Origin of the sequence: Paraburkholderia bryophila (assembly GCF_003269035.1) — a bacterium.
Classification (GTDB): Bacteria; Pseudomonadota; Gammaproteobacteria; order Burkholderiales; family Burkholderiaceae; genus Paraburkholderia; species Paraburkholderia bryophila.
Genome location: NZ_QLTK01000004.1, coordinates 98,935 through 120,752 on the forward strand (window position 1 = coordinate 98,935; position 21,818 = coordinate 120,752).

General features: G+C 65.0%; 19 protein-coding genes. 10 read left to right on the forward strand and 9 right to left on the reverse strand.

Annotation, left to right across the window (positions count from 1 at the left end; all coding sequences use genetic code 11):
- The first annotated feature begins 55 nt into the window (after positions 1-55).
- Complete coding sequence (locus BX591_RS09175; RefSeq protein WP_111930463.1) at positions 56-2,455, forward strand: ATP-binding protein; 2,400 nt, start codon at positions 56-58, stop codon at positions 2,453-2,455.
- Between the two features lie 10 nt (positions 2,456-2,465).
- A complete protein-coding gene (locus tag BX591_RS09180) occupies positions 2,466-2,903 on the forward strand; it encodes a response regulator (RefSeq protein WP_111930893.1) in 438 nt (145 codons plus the stop codon).
- 55 nt (positions 2,904-2,958) lie between these two features.
- Here the strand turns inward: BX591_RS09180 and BX591_RS09185 are convergent, their stop codons facing one another.
- The 3 genes from BX591_RS09185 to BX591_RS09195 all read right to left on the reverse strand — a co-directional run bounded on the left by BX591_RS09185 (position 2,959) and on the right by BX591_RS09195 (position 6,321).
- On the reverse strand, positions 2,959-4,629 hold the full coding sequence (locus BX591_RS09185; protein WP_111930895.1) for a sensor histidine kinase: 1,671 nt from the start codon (positions 4,627-4,629) through the stop codon (positions 2,959-2,961).
- A gap of 20 nt (positions 4,630-4,649) precedes the next feature.
- Positions 4,650-5,309 (reverse strand): biliverdin-producing heme oxygenase, encoded by a 660-nt coding sequence (locus BX591_RS09190; RefSeq protein ID WP_338068885.1) that lies wholly within the window; start codon positions 5,307-5,309, stop codon positions 4,650-4,652.
- Positions 5,310-5,511: 202 nt separating this feature from the next.
- Positions 5,512-6,321 (reverse strand): mechanosensitive ion channel family protein, encoded by an 810-nt coding sequence (locus BX591_RS09195; RefSeq protein ID WP_111930470.1) that lies wholly within the window; start codon positions 6,319-6,321, stop codon positions 5,512-5,514.
- A gap of 129 nt (positions 6,322-6,450) precedes the next feature.
- On the opposite strand from BX591_RS09195, the gene BX591_RS09200 reads away from it, so the two are divergent.
- Positions 6,451-6,666, forward strand: coding sequence for a hypervirulence associated TUDOR domain-containing protein (locus BX591_RS09200; RefSeq protein ID WP_111930472.1), 216 nt, complete (start codon positions 6,451-6,453; stop codon positions 6,664-6,666).
- A gap of 48 nt (positions 6,667-6,714) precedes the next feature.
- Here BX591_RS09200 and BX591_RS09205 read toward each other — a convergent pair whose 3' ends face one another.
- Positions 6,715-8,427, reverse strand: coding sequence for a putative bifunctional diguanylate cyclase/phosphodiesterase (locus BX591_RS09205; RefSeq protein ID WP_111930474.1), 1,713 nt, complete (start codon positions 8,425-8,427; stop codon positions 6,715-6,717).
- Between the two features lie 557 nt (positions 8,428-8,984).
- Between BX591_RS09205 and BX591_RS09210 the strand changes: the two genes are divergently transcribed.
- A complete protein-coding gene (locus BX591_RS09210) occupies positions 8,985-9,905 on the forward strand; it encodes a LysR family transcriptional regulator (RefSeq protein WP_111930476.1) in 921 nt (306 codons plus the stop codon).
- Between the two features lie 216 nt (positions 9,906-10,121).
- Here BX591_RS09210 and BX591_RS09215 read toward each other — a convergent pair whose 3' ends face one another.
- The 5 genes from BX591_RS09215 to BX591_RS09235 form a co-directional block, all read right to left on the reverse strand.
- Positions 10,122-11,306, reverse strand: a complete 1,185-nt coding sequence (locus BX591_RS09215) for an NAD(P)/FAD-dependent oxidoreductase (RefSeq protein ID WP_111930478.1) — start codon at positions 11,304-11,306, stop codon at positions 10,122-10,124.
- Positions 11,303-11,470: a rubredoxin gene (locus BX591_RS09220; protein ID WP_111930480.1), complete on the reverse strand. Its 168-nt coding sequence runs from the start codon at positions 11,468-11,470 to the stop codon at positions 11,303-11,305. The genes BX591_RS09215 and BX591_RS09220 overlap by 4 nt, the downstream gene beginning before the upstream one ends.
- Positions 11,471-11,497: 27 nt before the next feature.
- Positions 11,498-12,592 (reverse strand): aromatic ring-hydroxylating oxygenase subunit alpha, encoded by a 1,095-nt coding sequence (locus BX591_RS09225; RefSeq protein WP_111930482.1) that lies wholly within the window; start codon positions 12,590-12,592, stop codon positions 11,498-11,500.
- A 161-nt stretch (positions 12,593-12,753) separates the two neighbouring features.
- A complete protein-coding gene (locus tag BX591_RS09230) occupies positions 12,754-13,254 on the reverse strand; it encodes a GAF domain-containing protein (protein ID WP_111930484.1) in 501 nt (166 codons plus the stop codon).
- A 252-nt stretch (positions 13,255-13,506) separates the two neighbouring features.
- Positions 13,507-13,932 carry a TOBE domain-containing protein gene (locus BX591_RS09235; protein WP_111930486.1) on the reverse strand — a complete coding sequence of 142 codons (426 nt, stop codon included), beginning with the start codon at positions 13,930-13,932 and terminating at the stop codon, positions 13,507-13,509.
- Between the two features lie 213 nt (positions 13,933-14,145).
- Between BX591_RS09235 and BX591_RS09240 the strand changes: the two genes are divergently transcribed.
- The 6 genes from BX591_RS09240 to BX591_RS09265 all read left to right on the forward strand — a co-directional run bounded on the left by BX591_RS09240 (position 14,146) and on the right by BX591_RS09265 (position 21,799).
- Positions 14,146-15,741 carry an SH3 domain-containing C40 family peptidase gene (locus tag BX591_RS09240; protein ID WP_111930488.1) on the forward strand — a complete coding sequence of 532 codons (1,596 nt, stop codon included), beginning with the start codon at positions 14,146-14,148 and terminating at the stop codon, positions 15,739-15,741.
- A 169-nt stretch (positions 15,742-15,910) separates the two neighbouring features.
- Entirely contained in the window at positions 15,911-16,384 is a 474-nt protein-coding gene (locus tag BX591_RS09245) for a VOC family protein (RefSeq protein ID WP_111930490.1), read from the forward strand.
- Positions 16,385-17,011: 627 nt separating this feature from the next.
- Entirely contained in the window at positions 17,012-17,497 is a 486-nt protein-coding gene (locus BX591_RS09250) for a Csu type fimbrial protein (protein ID WP_244146936.1), read from the forward strand.
- Positions 17,498-17,514: 17 nt separating this feature from the next.
- Positions 17,515-18,249, forward strand: a complete 735-nt coding sequence (locus BX591_RS09255) for a fimbrial biogenesis chaperone (protein ID WP_111930899.1) — start codon at positions 17,515-17,517, stop codon at positions 18,247-18,249.
- A 119-nt stretch (positions 18,250-18,368) separates the two neighbouring features.
- Entirely contained in the window at positions 18,369-20,846 is a 2,478-nt protein-coding gene (locus tag BX591_RS09260) for a fimbria/pilus outer membrane usher protein (RefSeq protein WP_244146928.1), read from the forward strand.
- The gene (locus tag BX591_RS09265) at positions 20,843-21,799 is read left to right on the forward strand and encodes a Csu type fimbrial protein (RefSeq protein ID WP_111930492.1); all 957 of its coding nucleotides are present in this window, start codon (positions 20,843-20,845) and stop codon (positions 21,797-21,799) included. The genes BX591_RS09260 and BX591_RS09265 overlap by 4 nt, the downstream gene beginning before the upstream one ends.
- The last annotated feature ends 19 nt before the right edge of the window (positions 21,800-21,818 follow it).

Below are 21,818 nucleotides of genomic sequence, written 5' to 3' on the forward strand. Positions count from 1 at the left end.
AACGCGCCCCCACGCCCGCTATGCGAAAATGCCCTATACCGTTCGTGGAGCACGCATGGCAGACCTCACATCTTCCGTGTCTTCGGGCCTTGAAGACAACTGCGCAAGAGAACCCATCCACATTCCCGGCGGCATCCAGCCGCACGGCTTTCTGTTCAGCCTCGCCGCCGACGGCACGGTGCTGCAGGTCAGCGCGAACATCGCCGCGATCACCGGCATGCCGCCCGAGCGCGCGTTGGGCGAACCGGCCGCGCAACTCGTCGGCGACGCGTGGGCCGCGCGCATCGTCGAGGCGTTAGACACGCATCAGGAAGACGGCATCCCGCTGTATCTCGGCTCCATGAGCGACCCACGCGCGCGCCGCGCCGGCACGCAGCCTGCGCACGAAGCCGGGACGCAAGACATGCCGTTCGCGGTGATCGTGCATCGTCATCAGGACATCGCGATCGTCGAACTGGAACCGGCGCGCGGCACGCTCGACGTGTTCTCGTCGATGTACCCGCTGGTGCGTACGTTCATCAACCGTCTGCAGGAAGTGGACAGCGTCGACGGGCTCGCGCAACTGGCCGCCGACGAAGTGCAGCGCATCACCGGCTTCGGCCGCACGATGGTCTACAACTTCGACGAAGCCGGCAGCGGACACGTGATCGCCGAACATCTCGAAGCGGGCTACGCCTCCTATCTCGGCCAGCGCTTCCCAGGCTCCGACATTCCCGCGCAAGCGCGCGCGCTTTATGTGCGTAACCGCATCCGTCTGATCGCCGACGCCGACTATCAGCCCGCGCCGCTCGTGCCGCCGCTGCATCCGTCGACGGGTCGGCCCACCGACCTCACCTACGCGTCGCTGCGCAGCGTCTCGCCGGTCCACGTGCAGTACATGAAAAACATGGGCACGCTGTCGTCGATGTCGATGTCGATCGTGGTGCGCGGCAAACTGTGGGGGCTGATCTCCTGCCACCATGACAGCGCGCGGGTGCCGCCGTTCGAAGTGCGCAGCGCGTGCGAGCACGTCGCGCAGGTGCTGTCGCTGCAAATCGAAGCCAAAGAAACCCACGCCGAAGCCGAATACCGCCTCGCGTTGCGCCGCACGCTCGCGCGCTCGCTCGCCGCGATGGCCAACACGGATAGCTTCGCCGACGCGCTCGTCAACGCGCCCAAGGATCTGCTCGGGCTGACCGCGTCGGACGGCGCGGCGATCGTCTTCGACGGGCGCATTCTGCTGGTCGGCGCCACGCCGCCCGAAGCGGCCGTGGGCAGCCTCGTCGAATGGCTCGACACCCAGGTCGACGACACCTTCGCCACCGACTCGCTCGCCACCGTCTGCCCGGTTCTGCTGGCGCATCCGGACTACGCCGGCCTGCTCGCCGTATCGATCTCGAAGCTGTTTCGCAACTACGTGCTGTGGTTTCGCAAGGAAGTCGTGCAGACGATCCAATGGGCCGGCGACCCGCGCGCGAAACTGGCCGGCCTCGCCGATTCGCTGTCGCCGCGCAAGAGCTTCGACGTCTGGACCGACACGGTGCGCGACCATTCGCACCCGTGGCGTCCCGCCGAACTCGAAATCGCGCTCGAATTCCGCACCGCGCTGCTCGGCATCGTGCTGCGCCGCGCGGAGGAACTCGCGCAACTGGCGCTCGAACTCGGGCGCGCCAACAAGGAACTCGAAGGTTTTTCGTACACGGTGTCGCACGACCTGCGCGCGCCGCTAAGGCATATCGTCGGCTTCGCCGATCTGCTGCGCGACATGGAGAGCGAGCGCCTGTCCGAACGCGGCCGGCATTTCGTCGAGCGGATCACGTCGTCGGCGCGCTTCGGCGGCAAGCTGGTCGACGATCTGCTCGCCTTCTCGCAGATGGGCCGCGCGGCGCTGCGTGCGCAGTCGGTCGAGGTAACGTCGATGGTCAACGCGCTGATCGCCGACGAAGCGAAAGACGCCGCGCCGCGCGAGATCGTCTGGCATGTCGGCCAACTCGGCCACGTCACCGCCGACGCGGTTTTACTGCACGTGGTGCTCCGTAACCTGATCGAGAACGCGATAAAATTCACCTCTACCCGCGAGCATGCCGTGATCGAAATCGGCCGCCATGCGGGCGAAGCGGAACTCGCCGGTCAAGACGTTTTCTTCGTCAAGGACAACGGTGTCGGCTTCGATATGCGCTACGTCGACAAACTCTTCGGCGTATTTCAACGGCTGCATCGCGTCGAAGAATTTCCCGGAACGGGCATTGGGCTTGCTGGGGTCAAACGCATCGTCGAACGGCATGGCGGAAAAACGTGGGCCGTCGGCGAAATCGGCCGGGGCGCGGCGGTGTATTTCTCGCTGCCGCAGGTGTTCATTGCCGACGCCAGCCAGGGCGAGGAATCCGCGGCGGCCGCGGTGGCGCGGCTGACCGCGTTGTCGCCGGGCAAGCGCTTTCGCCCGGTGCCGAAGGAATCGAAAGATGAACCGAAATGAAGGAAACAACGTGCTACGACCCATCCTGCTAGTAGAAGACAATCCGAACGACGTTGAACTGACACTGATCGCGCTGGAGAAAACGCGCCTCGCGAATCCTGTCGTGTCGTTGCGCGATGGCGAAGAGGCACTGCAATATTTGCGGCGCGAAGGGCAATGGGCGGATCGGGCGGAAGAAAATCCGGCGGTGATTCTGCTCGACAAGAAACTGCCGAAAATCGATGGTCACGAAGTACTGAAGGCCGTGCGCGGCGACGACAATCTCAAGCGCATTCCTGTGGTGATGCTGACCTCGTCGCGCGAGGAAAGCGATCTGCTGCGCAGCTACGATCTCGGCGTCAATGCCTACGTGGTGAAACCGGTCGCGTTCGACGACTTCATGGCCGCGATCAACGACCTCGGCATGTTCTGGGCGGTGCTGAACGAGCCGCCACCTTACGGTCGTTGAGCCGCTGGGCGGTTGAGCCGCCGAGCCGCCGGGCGCCGCACGTTGCGCGCGCCGCTCAGCGATACACCGGCAATCTGACCCGGAAGGTCGCGCCCTGCCCCAAACCGGGGCTTTCAGCCACAATCGTGCCGCCGTGCAGATCCACCAGATTCTTCACGAGCCACAAGCCCAGTCCCAAACCCGCCACGCGTCCGGAGCCTTCCGGACTGAACTGCTGGAAACGCTCGAAAATCCGCTCCAGCGATTCCCCGTCCAGACCTAAACCCGTGTCGTGAACCGCGAGTTCGACACGCTCGCCTTCGGCTCGCACCGACAGCGTCACGCGCCCTTGCGGGCAGAACTTCACCGCGTTCGACACGAGATTCCAGACCACCTGCTTCATGCGGCTTTCGTCGGCGAGCACCATGGCGGACGTGAGGTCGTCTGCGATCAGTTGCAGGCCCTTGGCTTCGGCATGCATGCGCATGTCTTCGGCGACGATACCGGCCAGCGCGCCGAGATCGACCGGCTGCAGATTGACCGACAGTTTGCCGGTTACGATCGCGCCGCTGTCGAGCAGATCGTCGACCATGTGCGAGAGTTGGCGCGCATTGCGTCGGATCACGTCGGTGGCGCGCGTGACATGCGACGGATCCGCCGCGCGCTGCAACAGATCGGCCCACGAGAGGATCGCGGACAGCGGCGAGCGCAATTCATGGCTCACGGTGGTGACGAAATGGTCCATGGCCATCGCCAGACGTTCGCTGTGTTCGCGCGCGCGCTTCTCCGACGCGGCGATTTCCCGCTGCTCCAGTTCCACTTCCTTGCGCGCGGTGATGTCGAGCGTGAAACCGATCACCGAACTCAGCGTGCCGTCGGGCGTAAACCGGCCGACGCCGCGCACGAGAATCCAGCGGATCGCGCCGCTCGCCCAACCGACCCGGTAGTCGACATCGAAATGCTCATGGCTCGCGAGGCCCTGATGCATCGCCTCGCGCACGCGCTCGCGGTCGTCCGGGTGCACGACTTCCTCGAGCAGGCGCTGTTCGGTGAGCGCCGAACTGGCCACTAAGCCGAAGTTGCTTTTGCACTGATCGGTGCATTCGATCACGCCGGTCGCGGGGTCGAGTTCCCATGCGCCGAGTTGCGAAAACGCGAGCGCCAGATGAAAGCGCTCCTGATGTTCGCGCAACTGGGCCTTCGCCTCGTCGGCGAGCAGAAGACGCAATTGCGCCTGCGAGCGCAGCTTCGCGCGTTCACGCTGGTCGCGCTCGTAGTCGGACAGGCCCTGCGTGACTTCGCTGACCCGCAGCGCGATCTGGCCGCCCTGCCCGTGATGGGCGCCCAACCGGCTCGCCTTGATTTTCCAGTAGCGCGGCACGCCTTGCGGCGCGTCGCTGCCGCCGTTGTTATCGCTGCCGTTATCGCCACGACGCGACTCGGGCATCTCGTAGCGAAACAGCGGCGACCATTTTGCTTCGCCCGCCGACAATTCGTGCAGCACGCCGCCTAGCCAGGCACGGCGCGCTTCGCGCTGCTCGGTCGGACCGAACTGGTTGACGTCGAGAATCGATTTACCCAGCAAATTGCTCAACGACTGTCCCGTCAGCTCGAGATAACGCGCGTTGGCCAGCACGATTTCGTAGCGATGATTGAGGATCAGATACGCATCCGGCAACGACTCGAAAGCAGTCGCCGCGTCGAACGGATGCGATGGCCTGGCGGGATTCTGGTGACGGCTATCCATGAGCATTTTCCCGGCGCGCTTCAGGCGACGTTCACGCACGCCGCCGACGCGGGGCATTGTGCGAGTTCGATCAATCGGTCGAATGCATCGGCCGCGCCGCGGCACGCTTCGTCGATCGTGGCTGGCGTATGGAGGTCCGCGGACAACGCGCGGACAAAGGCCTGCCACCCTGCGCCGAGCGTCTCGCGGCCGGCGGCGAGATAACCGAGCGGATGAGGCGCGAGGCGGTCTTTCAGGCGCGCATACAGCACCGCGCCGCCGAGTTGCGATCCTTCGATCACGTAGCACACGCCCCAGCGGTAAGCGGCGCTTTGCGCGCCGCGCCAGGTCTGCATGCGAGCCGGCGCCGCCACATGGGCAGGATCGTCTTGCCGGCGCGCGGCTGCGTGCGCGAGATCCGCGTCGATCAAGGCGAGCCGGTCGATACGCGCGGGCAACGTGGGCGCTTGCGGCCCGTCGTTGAAATTTCTCAGCCAGGCTTCGAGCGGTTCGAGCCAGTCGCGCAGCAGCGCCAGATGCGCAAGATAATCGCGCAGCGCCACGCTCTCGACCGACAGCGGCATGATCAGATGCAGCAGTTCGTGACGCGCGGCGGTGGCGGCACGCAACGCGCCGAGCGCGCCCTCCGCGTCGCCTTTACCTGGCGACACGCGGTTGACGGATTCTGGTGTGTCGATCAAACGAGTCCGGTTCAACATGGATTGAGTAGCGGCTGATTATAGGGGTACGCGCACGCACGCGCGACAGGCGATTTGCACGGGGTGCGTCGCATGCGGCAACGCGAAAGGCAGCGCGAAATCGCGGGCCGGTTGGCGGGTGGAGAGCCTGCACGTTGCACTTGAAATGACAGGCAGGTCACGCGCAGGCAAGCCACACCCAACCTCAGGCGGCGACCGGGCAACCCGCCTGTTCAAGTGCGTTTTGCGCGTGATCGTGCAGATCGTCGCTGGTCAGCGAGGCATCCGGCGAGCGTACCCACGCGGCAATGCGCAGCGTCGCGCCACCGCTGTCGGGATAGTCGGCCACGGTAATGACCGGCGCGAGCGTCGAACCGCTCAGCACGCGTGGTTCGTCGGCGACCAGTTTCTTCAATTCGCCGATCGCCGCGTCGACGTCCTTGCGCTCGGCCAGCCCCACTTCGACCTCGATACGCTGCGTGCCGCCGCTGCTGTAGTTGATCACCGGATTGCTCCAGATCTGACTGTTCGGCACGAACACCGCATTGCCGTCGCCGCGTTCGATGCGGGTGGTGAACAGCCCCACTTCGCGCACGATGCCGGCAGCGGCGCCGCTGCCCTCGATCACGTCGCCGACACGAAACGGCCGTAGCATCAGCAGCATCATGCCGGCCGCGATGTTCTGCAGCGTGCCTTGCAACGCGAGGCCGATCGCGAGGCCGGCGGCACCCAGTACCGCCAGCACGCTAGCCGTTGCGATGCCGACCTCGCCGAGCGCCGCGATGAACACGAGCACGCGTACGGCCCACGTGCTCATGGCGGCCAGCATCGGCGCGAGCGTCGGGTCCGCATGGGTGCGCGCGAGTGCGCGGGCGAACAGGTTGCCGGCGCGATTGGACAGCCACCAGCCGACCAGCAGGATCAGCACGGCGAGGACGATATGGAGGGCGTCGTGCGTCATCGTGACGAGCAGCGAGGGTTGGAAATGCAATAGACGGGCGAGAAGATCGTTCATGGGTCGTCGTTCCGTTGCAATAGGTTCACCCCATGCGGCGAAGCAGGATGCGTTCCCGCCCTTTGCAAAACGGCCGAAGCGGCACGCGGCTTGCTCGACTGCTGGCCGTCCCCAGCCCGGAGCGCACGCATGACCCAACCGCTGAAATTACATGACCGCGTCAGTTGGAACACGCCGCAAGGGCTCACGCACGGCAAAATCGTGCGTGTCATTTCTACCCATACGGCCGTGGACGGTCGCACCGTCGACGCGTCGCCGTCCGACCCGCATTACGAAGTGGAGAGCGATAAGAGCGGCAAGCATGCCGTGCACCGCGGGGAGGCGTTGCAGCGGTTTAAGGAGTGATAGGAACAACAGGAATGACGGCGTGCGCCGCGCCGTCTCGCCGACGCGTCAAACCGCGCCCAACGGCTTCAGCAGATTGCACAACGCGGCGACCGTGATCGGCCGGGAGAACCAGAATCCTTGCGCCTCGTCGCAACCCAGCGCCTCCAGTTGGGCGGCCTGCTCGGCGGTCTCGACGCCTTCGGCGGTCACGCGCAATTTGAGCGCGTGCGCCATCGCGATGATCGCGCCGACCAGCGCCTCGCAATGCGGATCGGTATTCATGCGCATCACGAACGAGCGATCGATCTTCAGGCGATTCAGCGGAAAACGCGTCAGATACGCGAGACTCGAATAGCCGGTGCCGAAGTCGTCGAGCGCCACTTCCACGCCCAGTTCACGCAAGGCATACAGCGTCTGCAGGGCCTGTTCGGTGTCGCCCAGCAGTACGCCTTCGGTGATCTCGATTTCGAGGTAGGACGGATCGAGCGCGGCGTCTTCGAGCGCGCTGCGGATCGTGTCGAACAGATTCTGCCGCTGGAACTGCTGCGGCGAGACGTTGACGGCGACGCGCGGCAGATGGCCGGTCAGGCGCAGCAGTTTGCCGGCGTCGCGGCACGCCGTGCGGATCACCCACTCGCCGATCGGCTCGATCAATCCGGCTTCTTCCGCGACCGGCACGAATTCGACCGGGCTGATCAGCCCACGCTGCGGATGATTCCATCGCAGCAGTGTCTCGACCTGGGCGATGCGGCCGTTCGACAGCGTGACCTGCGGCTGATACACCAGATGCAGTTGCTGCCGTTCGAGCGCTTCGCGCAGCATCCGCTCCAGTTCGAAACGGCGTGCGGCCTGCCCTTCGAGCGCCGTGGAAAAGCGCCGCACCGCATTGCCGTGCACCGCCGACGCCGCCGACAATGCCACCCCCGCGCGACGCATCAGCGTGGGCGCGTCGGCGCCGTCGGCCGGATACGCGACGATGCCGATGCTCGCGGTAATGTTCAGCGTGGTGCCGCCGCAATCGATCGATTCGGCGATGCGGCCAAGCGCTTCGGTGGCGAAGGTTTCGGCTGCCGCGCCGCTTTCGTTGATCAGCAACGCGAACTGCGTGCCGCCGATCGACGCGATCGTGCCGTCGTTGGGGAAGAGTCCGCGCAATCGCTCGCCGACAATCTGCAATACGAGTTCGGCCGCGTGCAGGCCGAGCGCGTCCCGCAATTTGCGCAAATGATCGAGTTCGGCAATCACGACGCTGAAACCGTTGCCGTTGCGCGCACAGCGCTCGATCATCATTTCGAGGCGTTCGGTGAAGAGCGTCTGATTCGGCAGGCGGGTCACGCCGTCGTGATGCGCGACGTACCAGAGCCGCGCTTCGGAGAGCGCGTAGCGGGTCATGTCGATCGCGATGCCGACATAGCGCGGCGGCTCGCCGGCGAGTGCCATGCCGGCTTGCACCGATTCCGCGACCAGCGGCGCCAGCGCGAGCACCACGCGTATCGTCGTACCATTGCGCCGCACGCAGGTCCACTCGCCTTCGTAGCGTGCGCCGATCGCCGCCAGCGGCGGCAATTCGGCGCGGCGCTTCGCGAGTTCGGCCGGATCGAACAACGATTCGAACGAGCGCGTGCCGAGCAGGTGGGCGGCGGCGAAACCGGTCAGCTTTTCGAAAGCGGCGTTGACGGATTCGAAGGTGCCGTCCGCGGTGCAGATGAACATGCCGTAGGGCGCCGACGCGAGCGCGGCGTCGCGCGTGTGCGCATCGGCATGGAGGAGATGTTGCATCGCGCCGGCCTTTGATTTTCCCAGGTGATAAAAGCGAACAAGCGTGTTCTTCAAGTGTGGCGCGCAGCCGGTTCAGCCTCGCGAAATCGCCGTGGCATTCACGTACGAATTTTCGCAGAAGCCGCTGCCGGAGGAGCGCCCGGATTAGCCCGGATTGCTGCCTGCCCGCACTCATGTACGCCGGCCAACCGTGCGTATCATAACGGCTTTCCCACGGCACTCCCCGCGCGCCGGACGCGGATTGCTCACGCCAATCGTTTCCCTCCGTGTAATCCCCGATGCGTGCGCCGCGCCGGCTGTCGTTCGCCTGTCATTCGCCTGTCGCTCGGTTGGCTTTTATTCGTGCATCGCGCAGCGCATACCGCAGCGGCTATGGCCAGGATATTCCGTGCGTCATAAGTCAATGCGCATCGGCGTTTCACCCCGTTGCACAGGGTGCCGCCGGATTGACGACCGTTATATCCGTGGATATATTTTGCTCGCCTATTCCCCGATACAAAGCGCCGTTGCGCCGCATCGATCCGCACGGATCCGCACGTCACCGAGTCCCGCATTTCATGTCCAAGGAAGTCATCGACTCGCACCTGCTCAAGGTGCTGCACACGCTACTGACCGAGTCGAGCGTGTCGCGCACCGCGACCTTGCTGGGGCAATCGCAGCCCACGGTCAGCGTGGCGCTGCGCAAACTGCGCGACATGACGGGCGATCCGCTGCTGGTACGCAGCGGTAGCCGGATGGTGCCGACCCCGCACGCACTGACCCTGATCGAACCCGCCGCGCAGGCGTTGAGCCATATCGCGGCGATCCTGCACCCCACCACGTCGTTCAATCCGGCCAACACCAGCCAGACCTTTCGAATCGGCTCGCCCGATTATCTCGACGCGTTCTTCGTGCCCGCCGTGGTCGACGCGTTCCATCGCGAGGCGCCGCACGCCAAGCTCGAATTCCGCCATCTGATGATGGTGGACGGCGGTTACGAACACGGTCTGGAAAGCGGTTTTCTCGATCTGGTGATCGGCAACTGGCGCACGCCGCCCGAGCATCTGCATTTGCAGCCGCTGTGCAAGGACGAACTGGTATGCCTGCTGCGCAATGGCCATCCGATCAAGCCGGGACGGCTCGACAAAGCGGTCTACGAGGAAGCCGAGCATCTGGCGGTGACGACCTACAACACGACCGCGTGGGGCACGGTGGATATCGAACTCGCGCGCAACGGTTTGTCGCGCACGGTCACGACGACGCTGCCGTACTTCGGCATGGCGCCTTACGTGCTCGCGCGTTCCAATCTGTTGTTTACCACCACGCGCGCGCTGGCCACGCACTACACGAAGCTGCTGCCGCTGCGTATCGAACCGGTGCCCGGGGAATTACGCGCGCTGACCTACTATCAACTGTGGCACGACCGCACGCATCGCAGTGTGGCCGCGATCTGGTTGCGCAGGTTGATTGCCAACGTCGCGAAAGATCTGGCTTCCTGATTAAACTTCCCAGCGGCTTCTCGCCGACTCCGTACGCAAGCGCAAGACAAAAAAAACGCCGCAAGCAGAGCTTGCGGCGCGAACGGGATCAACGGATGCTTTTCAGGTGACAGGCCCTGTAGAACACCAGGCGATCACGAAGTAAGGTCGGTCAGAAGGAAGATTGTTATCGCGTGCTACGTGCTACGTGTTAATCGATGAGTTAAAGGTTAGGCGTCAGGGGTTCGGCGGCGGCGTCATCGCTTTGATCAAGGCCGCTTTGCCCTCGACGGACTTGCCGAGCAACGCGAAGCCCAAGGTCCGTTCGCTATCCGCCTGCGTGCACACCGCACGCGCCGCATGCACCGCTGTGTCGTCGCCGGTTTCGATCGACCATGCGCCCTCGCCTTCGGGCGTGACGACCACGGCGGGACTCGCGGGCGTCTTCACCGTGATCGGCATGACCGGGAACGCCACGCGCGTCGGCTCGCCGGCCAGCGTGCGCGCAAGCGCCCGCGCCGCATGCATGATCGGCAGCACATACGGCTGCACCTTGCCGTCGATCGCCGCGCAATCGCCGAGGGCGTAGATATCCGGCGCGCTCGTGCGGCACCACGGGTCGGTGCGAATACCTTGCTCGATCTCGAGTCCGGCCGCCGCGGCCAACACCGTGCGTGGCGCGAGGCCGATCGCCGAGACCACGAGGTCGGCGTCGATCCGTCCGCCGTCGGCGAAACTGAGGCGATAACCGTCCGACAGACGATCGATACGGCTCACGCTACGCCCCGGATGAAAGCGGATGCCGCCTCCTTCAAGTGCCCGCGCGAAAATCTCGCCCACCTGCCGCGGCAACAGACGCGCCAACGGCGTGGTCGCCGGATCGATCAGATCGACCGCGTAACCGGCGGCGGCCAGGTCGTTAGCGAACTCGCAGCCGATCAACCCCGCGCCCAGAATCGCCACCGAGCGGCAACGCGTAAGCGCCAGCCTGAACCGCGCGTAATCGTCGAGATCGTTGATCGACAACACCGCGTCGGCGCCGTCGCCGCCCACCAGCAATCGGCGCGGATCGGCACCCGTGGCCAGCACGAGCTGGCGATAGCCGACCCGTGCGTTATCCACCAGCAGCGTGTGCTCGTCCGGCATGATGCGCTCGACGTTCTGATGCACGCGAATCCACGCGCCCAGTTGCGAAGCCATCGCCAGCGCGTCGAAACTCGCCAGCGCCTGCGGCTCTTTCTTCATCGCCAGCGCGTTCGACAACATCGGCTTCGAATAGAAGCTGCCGTCGTCTCGGCTGATCATCACGATCGGCACGCTGCTGTCGAGCTTGCGCAGTTCGCGCGCTACCGTGTAACCCGCCATGCCGGTGCCGACGATCACCACCGGCGCCGCGCCATCCTCCTGCCGCGCGGCCGTCATGCGACCACCTGCATGTCGAAATCGTGTTTGCCGGTCGCGCAGTCCGGACACAACCAGTCGTCCGGCACGTCTTCCCAGCGCGTGCCCGCCGCGATGCCCGCTTCGGGCAAGCCGAGCGCTTCGTCATAGCGAAATCCGCAGATCACGCATTCCCATACTTTCATGACTTCTCTCCCGAATCGACGCGCGCCTTAGCGCACATAAGCCTGGCCGAGACCGATCTCGGCCAGCGCGCGCCGGTAAGCGCCCGACGAGCGGTCCGCCAGAATCGGCGCCTCTGCCGCGCGGTCGATCGGCAAGTCTTCCGGACGCTGTTGCTCGACGATCGCGCGGTCTTCCTCGAACACCTGACGGTTGAACGCGTAGACGTCCTCGAGCGGCAGGTCCTTGTCGAAGTTGCGCACGATCGGCACGAACAGACGCGTCTTGCGCGCCGACACCGGGCTCGCGGCGTTCAGGATCGACAGGCGGCCGTTCTCCGGAAAATGCACGGTCAGGCGCGCGAAAAACGGCACGTCTACTTCGAAAATGCGGTGCCACGGATAATCGTCGGGCGCGCGATGCTGCATCGACTTCGGGAAGTTGCTGACGTTGCTCACGTACTCGGCCTTCATGCCGCGTTCGCGTCGTTCGACGGAGTACTGCGGCACCACCGGGTTGTGCCGGTCGGCGAAACTGTCGTGGTGAATCCACGCGAAATGCGCGACGTCGATAAAGCCTTCGGTCTGGCGTCCCGCCGACGCGTTGATATCGATCGAAGGCGGCAGGATCTGCTGGAAGTCCGGGTCGTTCCAGTACGGAAACGAAGGCAACGCTTCCGTGCCGCCGCCGAGCGACACCCACACGAGACCATAAGCTTCCTGCGTCGCGTACGTGACGAGTTTCAGGCGCTCGGGAATCGGGCCGTCCGTTTGCGACGGAATGTGTTTGCACTTGCCGTCGCTGCCATACGCCAGGCCGTGATACGGGCACACGATGTTGCCGTTATCGACCCAGCCCTGGCTCAGCGGCGCGCCGCGATGCGGACAGATGTCGCGCGCGCTCGCCAGTTGACCGTTCGAGCGGAACACGACCAGCGGCTCGTCGAGCAGCGTCACGCTGACGGGTTGGTCGGCGACGTCCGCGGCGAACGCGACCGGATGCCAGTAGCGGCTGAGAATCTCCCAGTCGTGGGCCTCGAACGTGCAATTGCGCGGAAGCGCGGGGGAGCGCTGAAACGTCAGCGGCTGGGTGGTCGTAGCAGCAGCCGTAGAGGAAGCGCTAGGGGTAGCGATGGCGGAACTCATGCGTGTCTCCAAAACCTGGTGGGGGTTCGTCGCGCCCATGTGAAGTCCTGAGCGCGTGGAGAGAACGATAGCGGGATGAGGTCCGCCGACCCATCCCCTGAAGGGCATCTAGTCTATGTACGAAAGCGCATAGGGTGTCCCCGCGCGCCAGGTGAAAAACGTTATGCGGCGCGCGGCATCGCCGCTTCGATAAACACCGCGCAGAGCGCTTCCATACCCTTCGCGTCTTCATCGTCGAAGCGCGCGACCAGCGGGCTGTCCACGTCCCACACGCCAATCAGCGTGCCGTCGGGCGCGATCAGCGGCACCACGACTTCCGAATTCGAGGCGGAGTCGCAGGCAATGTGGCCTGGGAATTCGTGCACGTCGCGCACGACTTGCGTCTGACGGGTTTGGGCGGCCGTGCCGCACACGCCCTTGCCGAGCGGAATGCGCACGCACGCGGGCTTGCCCTGGAACGGACCGACCACGAGTTCCTGGCCGTCGTGGAAGTAGAACCCGGCCCAGTTCAGATCGCTCAGCGAATGAAACACGAAGGCGGAAAAATTCGCGGCGTTGGCGATCCAGTCGGTTTCGCCGGCGAGCAGCGAACGCGCCTGCGCGACGAGTTCTTCGTAGTGCGCGGCTTTGGGCAGATGGGAGGCGGAGGAAACTTCGAACATGACGGTGTCCGTGATGAAAGCGGAAAAAGGAACGGCAAGGCTGTGCAGTTTACTGCAAGCGGCTGTTTCGTTCACGGGACGTGGCGCGGTGGGGCTTGGGTGCGGTAGTGCGGTGCTGCGGTACTGGGGTGCTGCGGCGTCCGGTGCTGTGTGCTGCGCGCGCCATGGCTGCGTTTTGCGCCGCGCGAGGCGCCGGTTGCCGAACGCCCCAATCACGATCGGCCAGTCGCGAGACCGGCCGACACGCCGCGCTTACTGATCGACGCCGACAATCACGCTCGACGCCTTGAAGATCGCCGTGGCCGCCTTGCCGTTCGCGAGCGCCAGACGATCGACGCTGTCGTTGGTGATGATCGCGGCGATCTGCGCGCCGCCGGCGCTGATCGTCACTTCCGAATTCACCGCGCCCTTCGTCACCGCCGACACCGTCCCGGCGATGCAATTACGCGCCGACACCTGGTTCTTCGCGACGTCGACCATCACGATCACCGACGACGCCTTGACCAGCGCAAACGCTTTTTTGCCGGTGGCCAGACCGAGTCTGGTCGCGCTGCCGTGCGTGATGATCGCGACGATCTCGAGACCGTCCTGGGTGCGCAGCGTGACTTCGTCGTTGACGGCGCCGTGCTTGACTTCGGTGACGTCGCCGGTGAATTGATTGCGGGCGCTGGTGAGCATGTCGTTCTCCTGGTGGTGGGGCCGCGTACGTAGGTGTCGGTGCCCGATCTGAAAGTGGCGCAGCCGTATTGCACGGCCAGAGCCGCCATGAGAACACGAAAGCGTTGTGTATGGTTTTTCACAACGCGGCAGGGATACCGCACATGGTTTGCGTCGCGTGATGGGCCGACACCGTATCATCGTGCCCTTGGCCCTTTTTCATCGTCGAAGCCCATGCCTGTCGCCGTCCTGTCCCGCCTTGCCCTCGTGTGGCCGAACAACTGGTCGAACCCCTGCCGCGCCGCCGCGAACTGCGCCGCGCTGACCGCGCTCCTTGCGCTCGGCGCCTGCAGCAATCCGTCGCCGTCCCGCGACGCCCATGTGCCGCTCGACACCGTCACGCTGTTCCCGATCGCCCACTACGATCAGAACGTCGACCACTGGCTCGAACCGGACAGCGCCAGCTACGACACACCGTTCCTGAGTCCCGCGGACCAGCAGGCGCAAGTCAAGGCACTCTACGCGCGCTACTTCGGCACCGGCAGCAACGCGCCGTCGCCGTGGAATTCGGCGTTCGTGGCGATGCGGGTTTATCGCCAGCAAGGCGCGGACATTGCCGCGTTGCAACAGCGCAGGCTCGACAAGTTCGACAACACCGGCAAGAGCGGTGCGGCGTTGGGCTACGGCGAGAATTTCCGGCCGCACGACAAGGCGTGGATCGACGCGATCGCGCAAAACGAAAACGTCGCACAGTTCACCCAGGACGCCGCGTATCGCCCCGAACGCCGCGCGATCGCCACGACCAATCTGATGGTGCGCGAGTTGCCGACCATCGACCCGTCGTTCTACGACCATCGTCTGGCTGGCGAGGGCTATCCGTTCGACAACCTGCAGATCTCGGCGGTGCGGCCGGGCACACCGCTTTATGTGCTGGGCAGCACGTTGGACGGCGCGTGGCGCTACGTGCAGACGCCCGAGGTGCAGGGCTGGGTGCGCAGCGACGGGGTCGGCATGACCGACGACCGCTTTGTCGACACGTGGCGCGCCGCCACCGCGAAATCGCTGGGCGCGGTGATCGTCGCGTCGGCGCCGGTGCGCGACAACCGCGGCGTGTTCCGCTTCGATGCGCCCGCGGGCACGCTGCTGCCGCTGGTGGCTCGGACGGCGGCGTCGGCGGCGTCCCAACCACTCCTCGTACCCGCCCGCGATGCCGACGGTCAGGCGCTGATCCGCAGCGCCACGCTGAACGACACCCAGATCGCGGCAACGCCGCTCGCCGCCACGCCCCGTCATCTGGCCATGCTGATGAAGACGCTGATCGGGCGGCCGTACGGCTGGGGCAATAGCGGGCTGTACAACGATTGTTCGTCGGAACTGCAGAGTATCTTCGCGACCTTCGGCGTGTGGCTGCCACGCCATTCGTCGACGCAGATGAACGCCGGGCGCATGGTCGATCTGTCGGCGTCCACGCCCGCGCAACGGCTCGACTACCTCGCGCAGCATGGCGTGCCGTTGCGCACGCTGATCTACATCGGCGGGCATGTGATGCTGTACATCGGCAACACGACCCGCAACGGCGTAGCGGTGCCGGTGGTCTACCAGGACGTGTGGGGCTTGCGCCCCGCCGACGACAGCCGGCGCGCGGTGATCGGCGGCTCGGTGATCCTGCCGCTGCTCGAACACATTCCGGAGGACCCGACGCTGCAGTCGCTGGCAGCGACGCCGATCTTCCAGGTGAGCATTCTCGGCGCACCGGACGGCGCCGCATCGACACCTGGCGCGTCCGGCACGCCCGCCACGCCGCCGGACGAAGACAACCCGGCCGGCTGACGTGGCCGGCCGTTGTGCCGGCCAATGCGCCGACTCGCTGCACGCCCGTGCTGAAAATATTTTTCCCGGGGTGTCGATTCGGCGGTGGCGCACTCGTCGTACTGTCGAAGGCCTCGCCCAGCGAGTTGGTCTTCCACTCACGAATCCGTTCAACCAAGGAGTCGCCGTCATGTCCAGCACCGCTGTCAAACCGATCCCGGAAGGGATGCACGCGCTTACACCATATCTGATCTGCGCCAACGCGGCGGACGCCATCGCGTTCTACGTGAAAGCCTTCAACGCCGTCGAACAGTTCCGTCTGCCCGGCCCCGGCGGCAAAGTGATGCACGCCTGCCTGAAGATCGGCGACTCCATGCTGATGCTCACCGACGAATGGCCCGAGCACAACACGCTCGGCCCGCTCGCGCTGAAGGGCACGCCGGTCATGATTCATCACTACGTGCAGGACGTCGACGCCAGTTTCAACCAGGCGGTCGAGGCCGGCGCGACCGTGATCATGCCCGTCACCGACATGTTCTGGGGCGACCGTTACGGCCAGTTGAAGGACCCGTTCGGGCACGGCTGGTCGCTCGCCACCCACATCCAGGATCTGAGCCCGGAACAGATCCAGCAGAACATGGGCGATTGCATGAAAGAACAGTAACGCGCGAGTACGACGCCGTACGACAGGTAGCGGAATCAGGCCAACCCAGGCCGACCCTCGGGGCGGCCTTTTCTTTTCCGCAAGCATGCGCATCGACCGGTCGATCGCGGCGCTCTCCATGATCATGATTTTCGCGACCGCTAATCGCGCATGACGAGGAATTGAATGCGCGCTTTAGACGAATGTGATTTGAGCCAACCCGCATTATTCAATTACCCGATTCGCATAATTTCAAATCGTCGCTCACAGCGTCGGATTGCCAGGTGCAATTGAAATTAGGAAAAAATACCACGCTTAGGTATTTTCCCCAGCGTTGCCACATAGAAACAATTTCCGGCAACATGCCCGCCCAGCCTACCCTTGCCGTTGACGCACCCTTGACCCATTGCCTGAACCGAAAATTCTCACCTAAGCATTTGTATGGCAAAGAAAGTCTGGTGTAGACTCATTTTCAACAATTGGAATGACGTTTTTCATAAAGCAAACACTCAGCGCGGAAATTTCAACCACTCGCCGTCTATCCGGCGGTGTAAATTGAAATTGACCGCGCGATAAAACCGGTGTCCTGTCGGCCTGAGAGGTTTCATGATGAAACGAAAACTGCTGTCATCCAGTCTGATCGTCGTAATGATGTTCGGCTTGCCTCTTCAGCTTGCGCGCGCCGCCGTCTATTCGAACGGCACCGCGACCAGTACCTTCACCGTCACGCTCACGCTCGCCGCCAATTGCTCGATCAGCGCGACCCCGCTGAACTTCGGCAGCAATGGCGTGCTCGCCACCGCGATCAACCAGCAGACCACCGTCGCGGTCACCTGCACCAACACCACGCCCTACAACGTCGGGCTCGACGGCGGCACGGTCACCGGTTCGACCGTGACGAGCCGCCTGATGGCTGGCACCGCCACCGGCAACACCGGCACCACGGTCGGCTTCCAGCTGTATCAGGACGCCGGCCACACCACGCTGTGGGGCAACACGCAAGGCACCAACACGGTCAGCGGCACCGGCTCCGGCTCGTCGCAATCCATCACCGTCTACGGCCAGGTGCCGGCGCAGACCACTCCGAAACCTGACACGTATCAGACCACCATTACCGCCACGGTCTACTTTTGACGCGCGGCGCCTGGCGCCTGGGCGCGCTTCGCCGGCCCCTCGCAGCAAGCGCGTTCGCCTGGTGGCTGAGCACGGCCGTCGCGCCGTTCGCCCAGGCCGCGACGCTGCAGATTTCGCCGGTCATGGTGGATATGACGGCGGACGCCAACGCAACCGGCATCACGCTGAAGAACCCGGGCGAGAAGCCGCTGTTCGGCCAGGTGCGGGTATTCCGCTGGGATCAGGCCGACGGCGAAGACACCTTGACGCCCACGCAGGATCTCGTCGCCAGCCCACCGCTGATCCAGATTGCCGGCCATGCCGATCAACTGGTGCGGCTGGTGCGCACGAATCAGGCGCCGTCGGCGGCCGAGCAAGGCTATCGCGTGCTGATCGACGAGTTGCCCGAACCCGACACCGCGCCCACCAGCGGCGTCACGATCCGCCTGCGTTATTCGGTGCCGGTGTTCGTCGAACCGGCCGTCGACATGGGGCAGCCGAAGCTGTCGTGGCATCTGTCGCGCGGCACGCAAAGCTGGATGCTGCGGGTCGACAATACCGGCCGCAAACGCGCGCAGATCGCCGCCGTGCAACTGATCGACAACGCCGGCAACGCCTACCCGATCAACAAAGGACTGCTCGGCTACGCGCTGGCCGGACGCGAACGGCACTGGCCGGTCGCGCTGCCTGACAACGTCGCGCAGAACGGCCCGCTAAAGGTACGCGCCTCGGTCAACTCGCTGCCCGCCGAAGCCGCCGTGAAGCTCGACTAGGCCACCGGCTGCAAGCTGCGGCAGGCGGCCACGGCGCGGCCCAAAGCACACGAGTCCGGCCATGAGCGCGCGCCGGCCGAAGGGAACCGACACGATGGACCGCCACGCAACCGATGAGAATGACACGACGGCGAATACGTCATGGATGGAAGCCGCATGCCGTCGCGCTCGCGGTCACGCTGGATCTGCTCGGCGCCAGCCGGGCCGACGCGCAGACGCCGCCGACGCCGCCTGCATTCCGGCAACCGCAGCCGCCCCAGCAACCGCAAGCACAGCCGCCGCAGCCGGCCACGCCCGGCGCCGCCGCACAGGCCGCCGCGCCTGGCGCGGCCGCCGCGCAGGCGCGTGATCTGTATCTGGAAGTCATGCTCAACGGCCAACGCACTTCGTTGATCGCGCATTTTCGTGAGGTGGACGGCCACCTCAGCGCCAGCGCGAAAGACCTGAGCGACATCGGCGTCGCCACCGACAAACTCGGCGCCGCCGACAGCGCGTCGCTCGAACTCGACCGCATTCCCGGCCTGCGATACCAGTACGACGCCGCCAGCCAGAGCATCGACCTGCAGGTACCCGACGCGATCCGCAAGCCCTACACGTTCGACACCCGCGAGCTCACGAAAACGCCGGACGCGGCATCGTCGCGCGGCTTCCTGATCAATTACGACGCGTTCGCGCAAACCGACACCAACGCGCAACTCGCGCTCTGGAGCGAGGAACGCTACTTTGATCCGAACGGCGTGGTGAGCAACACCGGCATTGCGTATCTGTATCGCGATCTGCATCGCTACGTGCGCTACGACACGTCGTGGAGCAAGTCGGACCCCGCCCAACTCACCACCACGCAAATCGGCGACACGATTTCCTCATCGCTCGACTGGAGCCGCTCGATCCGTATCGGCGGCTTCCAGTGGCGCAGCAACTTCGCGCTGCGCCCCGATCTCGTGACCTTTCCGGTGCAGTCGCTATCGGGCACGGCGGTGGTGCCGTCGGCGGTGGACCTGTACATCAACAACGTGCGCCAGTACAGCGGCAACGTGCCGAGCGGACCGTTCATCGTCAACAACGTGCCGGGCATTACCGGCGCGGGCGAAGCAACCGTGATCACGCACGACGCCCTCGGCCGCACGATCGCCACCTCGTTGCCGCTCTATGTGGACACGCGGATGCTGGCGGCGGGTCTGTCGAGCTATTCGTTCGAAGCGGGTTTTCTGCGGCGCAACTACGGCATCGATTCGTTTTCCTACGATCCGCGGCCGGCCGCCAGCGCCACCGCGCGCCGCGGCATCAGCGATTCGCTGACACTCGAAGGTCACGCGGAAGCGACCGGCGGCCTCGTCAACGCGGGCGCCGGCGCGCTGCTGCGCATGGGCATGGCGGGCGTGATCAACGGTTCGGTGTCCGGCAGCGCCGGCAAGCTGAACGGCACGCAGCTCGGTCTCGGCTATCAGTTGATCGAGCCACGCTTTTCGATCGACGCGCAAACCTTGCGCGCCTACGGTAACTACGGCGACCTCGCCGCGCGCGACGGCACGCCGGTGCCCACCGCGACCGACCGCGTGACGCTCGCGCTCCCCCTGTTCAGCCGGCAGACGCTGTCGCTCAGCTATATCGGCTACCGTTACCCGGGCGTGTCGGCGTCGCGGATCGGTTCGCTGTCGTACACGCTGAGCTTCGGCAATCTGGCCTCGCTCACGTTCAGCACCTACAAGGATTTTCTGCAGCACGACGCACAAGGCGTGTTCCTGACCGCGAGTTTCGGTCTCGGCAACAACACATCGATCAACGCGAGCGTGGGGCGCCAGAACGGCCAGTCGACGTACAACCTCAACGCGCAGCGCCCGCCCGATTACGCCGGCGGCTGGGGCTGGGGCGTGCAGGCCGGCGGCACCGGCGCGGTGCCGTATCGTCAGGCGCAGGCGCAGTACCTCGGCAAATACGGCGAGGTGACGGCGGTGGCGCAGGACATCGACCGGCATGCCGGCGCCTCGCTCGACATGACCGGCGCGATCGTGCTGATGGACCATACGATCCAGCCGGCACGCCGTATCGACGACGGTTTCGCGCTGGTCTCCACCGACGGCGTCGCGGGCGTGCCGGTGCTGCACGAAAACCGCGTGATCGGCACGACCGATCGCAGCGGACATCTGCTGATTCCCGATCTGAACGCGTACCAGCACAACCAGGTCGCGATCGACAGCATGAATCTGCCCGCCGACGCGCGCATTGCGACCACCGCGATGGATCTGGTGCCGCAGGCCCACGCAGGCGTGCTGGCGACGTTCCGGGTGTCGCGTTACAGCGCGGCTTCGGTGATCCTGCGCGGCGCGGACGGCAAATTCCTGGCACCGGGCACGCGCGTGCATCACGTGGAAAGCGGGGGCGATACGATCGTCGGGTATGACGGCTTGACGTTTATCGAGCATCTGCAGCGCGACAATCATCTGGAGGTGGAAGGGACGAACGTGCATTGCAGCGTTGCGTTCACGTATGAGCGGCCCGGCAATGGCGCGCTGCCGACCATTGGACCGTTGACGTGCGGGAAGCCGACCTCGAATGCGGCGGAAGATGGCACGCCCAACCCCACGGCGGCGCGATGAAGCGGCTCTTCCTGCTGCTCGGGCTGTGCGCCCTGCTCGGTTTCCTGCCACGCGCCGCGAGCGCGCAAACCTGCACCGCCAGTCCCTCGGCGCTGAGTTTCGGCAACGTCAGCCCGATCGCGCTGAGCGTCGTCAACGCGACCGGCAGCATCACGGTGCAATGCACGTGGCCCGCAGTCACGCTGACGCCGAGCGTGCAGGTCTGCCTGAACATGGGCGGCACGACCCCGCGCTATATGACGAGCGGCGCCAACCAGTTGCAATACAACCTGTATCAGGACGGCGGTTATTCGATCGCGTGGGGGTCGTCGGCACTCGGCACGACGCCGATCTCGCTGATCCTCAATAAACCGTTGACGGACGTCACCGCGTCGGCAACGGTTAATTTCTACGGACAGGTCAGCAGCAGCCAGCCGACCGTGCCGACCGTGAACAACGCCAGCACGGTGTATTCGCAGTTGCTGAGCCAGACCTCGCTGAACTATGGCTTCTATCTGCTGATCGCACCGACCTGCGCGTCGCTGACAACGAGCGCCGGCAGCTTCGCGTTCACGGCGAGCGCCACGGTGATCAACAACTGTCTGATCAGCGCGACCAACCTCGCGTTCACGGCGACGGGGGTATTGAGTTCGGCGTTGAGCGCGACGGGCGCGGTGACGGCGCGCTGCACCAACGGCGACGCCTACCAGATCGCGCTGAACGGCGGCTCGAGCGGCAATGTCTCGGCGCGCCAGATGCAGCGCTCGGGCGGCGGCGGCGCGGTGAACTACCAGCTTTATACCGATGCAGGCCACGCGCACGCATGGGGCGACGGCACGGGCAGTACGACGATGGTGACCGGCACGGGCACCGGCAATCCGGTCTCGATAACGGTCTACGGTCTGGTGCCGGCGCAGAGCACGCCGATGCCCGGCAGTTACAGCGACACGATCACCGCGACGATCAGTTTTTGAGGGTCACGGGTGCGGCGCA

What these genes read in the sequence shown, in the direction of transcription:
- BX591_RS09175 (WP_111930463.1), top strand. Translation starts at nt 56, where the DNA reads ATGGCAGACCTCACATCTTCCGTGTCTTCGGGCCTTGAAGACAACTGC.
- BX591_RS09185 (WP_111930895.1), bottom strand. Translation starts at nt 4,629, where the DNA reads ATGGATAGCCGTCACCAGAATCCCGCCAGGCCATCGCATCCGTTCGAC.
- BX591_RS09195 (WP_111930470.1), bottom strand. Translation starts at nt 6,321, where the DNA reads ATGAACGATCTTCTCGCCCGTCTATTGCATTTCCAACCCTCGCTGCTC.
- BX591_RS09200 (WP_111930472.1), top strand. Translation starts at nt 6,451, where the DNA reads ATGACCCAACCGCTGAAATTACATGACCGCGTCAGTTGGAACACGCCG.
- BX591_RS09205 (WP_111930474.1), bottom strand. Translation starts at nt 8,427, where the DNA reads ATGCAACATCTCCTCCATGCCGATGCGCACACGCGCGACGCCGCGCTC.
- BX591_RS09210 (WP_111930476.1), top strand. Translation starts at nt 8,985, where the DNA reads ATGTCCAAGGAAGTCATCGACTCGCACCTGCTCAAGGTGCTGCACACG.
- BX591_RS09215 (WP_111930478.1), bottom strand. Translation starts at nt 11,306, where the DNA reads ATGACGGCCGCGCGGCAGGAGGATGGCGCGGCGCCGGTGGTGATCGTC.
- BX591_RS09220 (WP_111930480.1), bottom strand. Translation starts at nt 11,470, where the DNA reads ATGAAAGTATGGGAATGCGTGATCTGCGGATTTCGCTATGACGAAGCG.
- BX591_RS09225 (WP_111930482.1), bottom strand. Translation starts at nt 12,592, where the DNA reads ATGAGTTCCGCCATCGCTACCCCTAGCGCTTCCTCTACGGCTGCTGCT.
- BX591_RS09230 (WP_111930484.1), bottom strand. Translation starts at nt 13,254, where the DNA reads ATGTTCGAAGTTTCCTCCGCCTCCCATCTGCCCAAAGCCGCGCACTAC.
- BX591_RS09235 (WP_111930486.1), bottom strand. Translation starts at nt 13,932, where the DNA reads ATGCTCACCAGCGCCCGCAATCAATTCACCGGCGACGTCACCGAAGTC.
- BX591_RS09240 (WP_111930488.1), top strand. Translation starts at nt 14,146, where the DNA reads ATGCCTGTCGCCGTCCTGTCCCGCCTTGCCCTCGTGTGGCCGAACAAC.
- BX591_RS09245 (WP_111930490.1), top strand. Translation starts at nt 15,911, where the DNA reads ATGTCCAGCACCGCTGTCAAACCGATCCCGGAAGGGATGCACGCGCTT.
- BX591_RS09250 (WP_244146936.1), top strand. Translation starts at nt 17,012, where the DNA reads ATGATGTTCGGCTTGCCTCTTCAGCTTGCGCGCGCCGCCGTCTATTCG.
- BX591_RS09260 (WP_244146928.1), top strand. Translation starts at nt 18,369, where the DNA reads ATGACACGACGGCGAATACGTCATGGATGGAAGCCGCATGCCGTCGCG.
- BX591_RS09265 (WP_111930492.1), top strand. Translation starts at nt 20,843, where the DNA reads ATGAAGCGGCTCTTCCTGCTGCTCGGGCTGTGCGCCCTGCTCGGTTTC.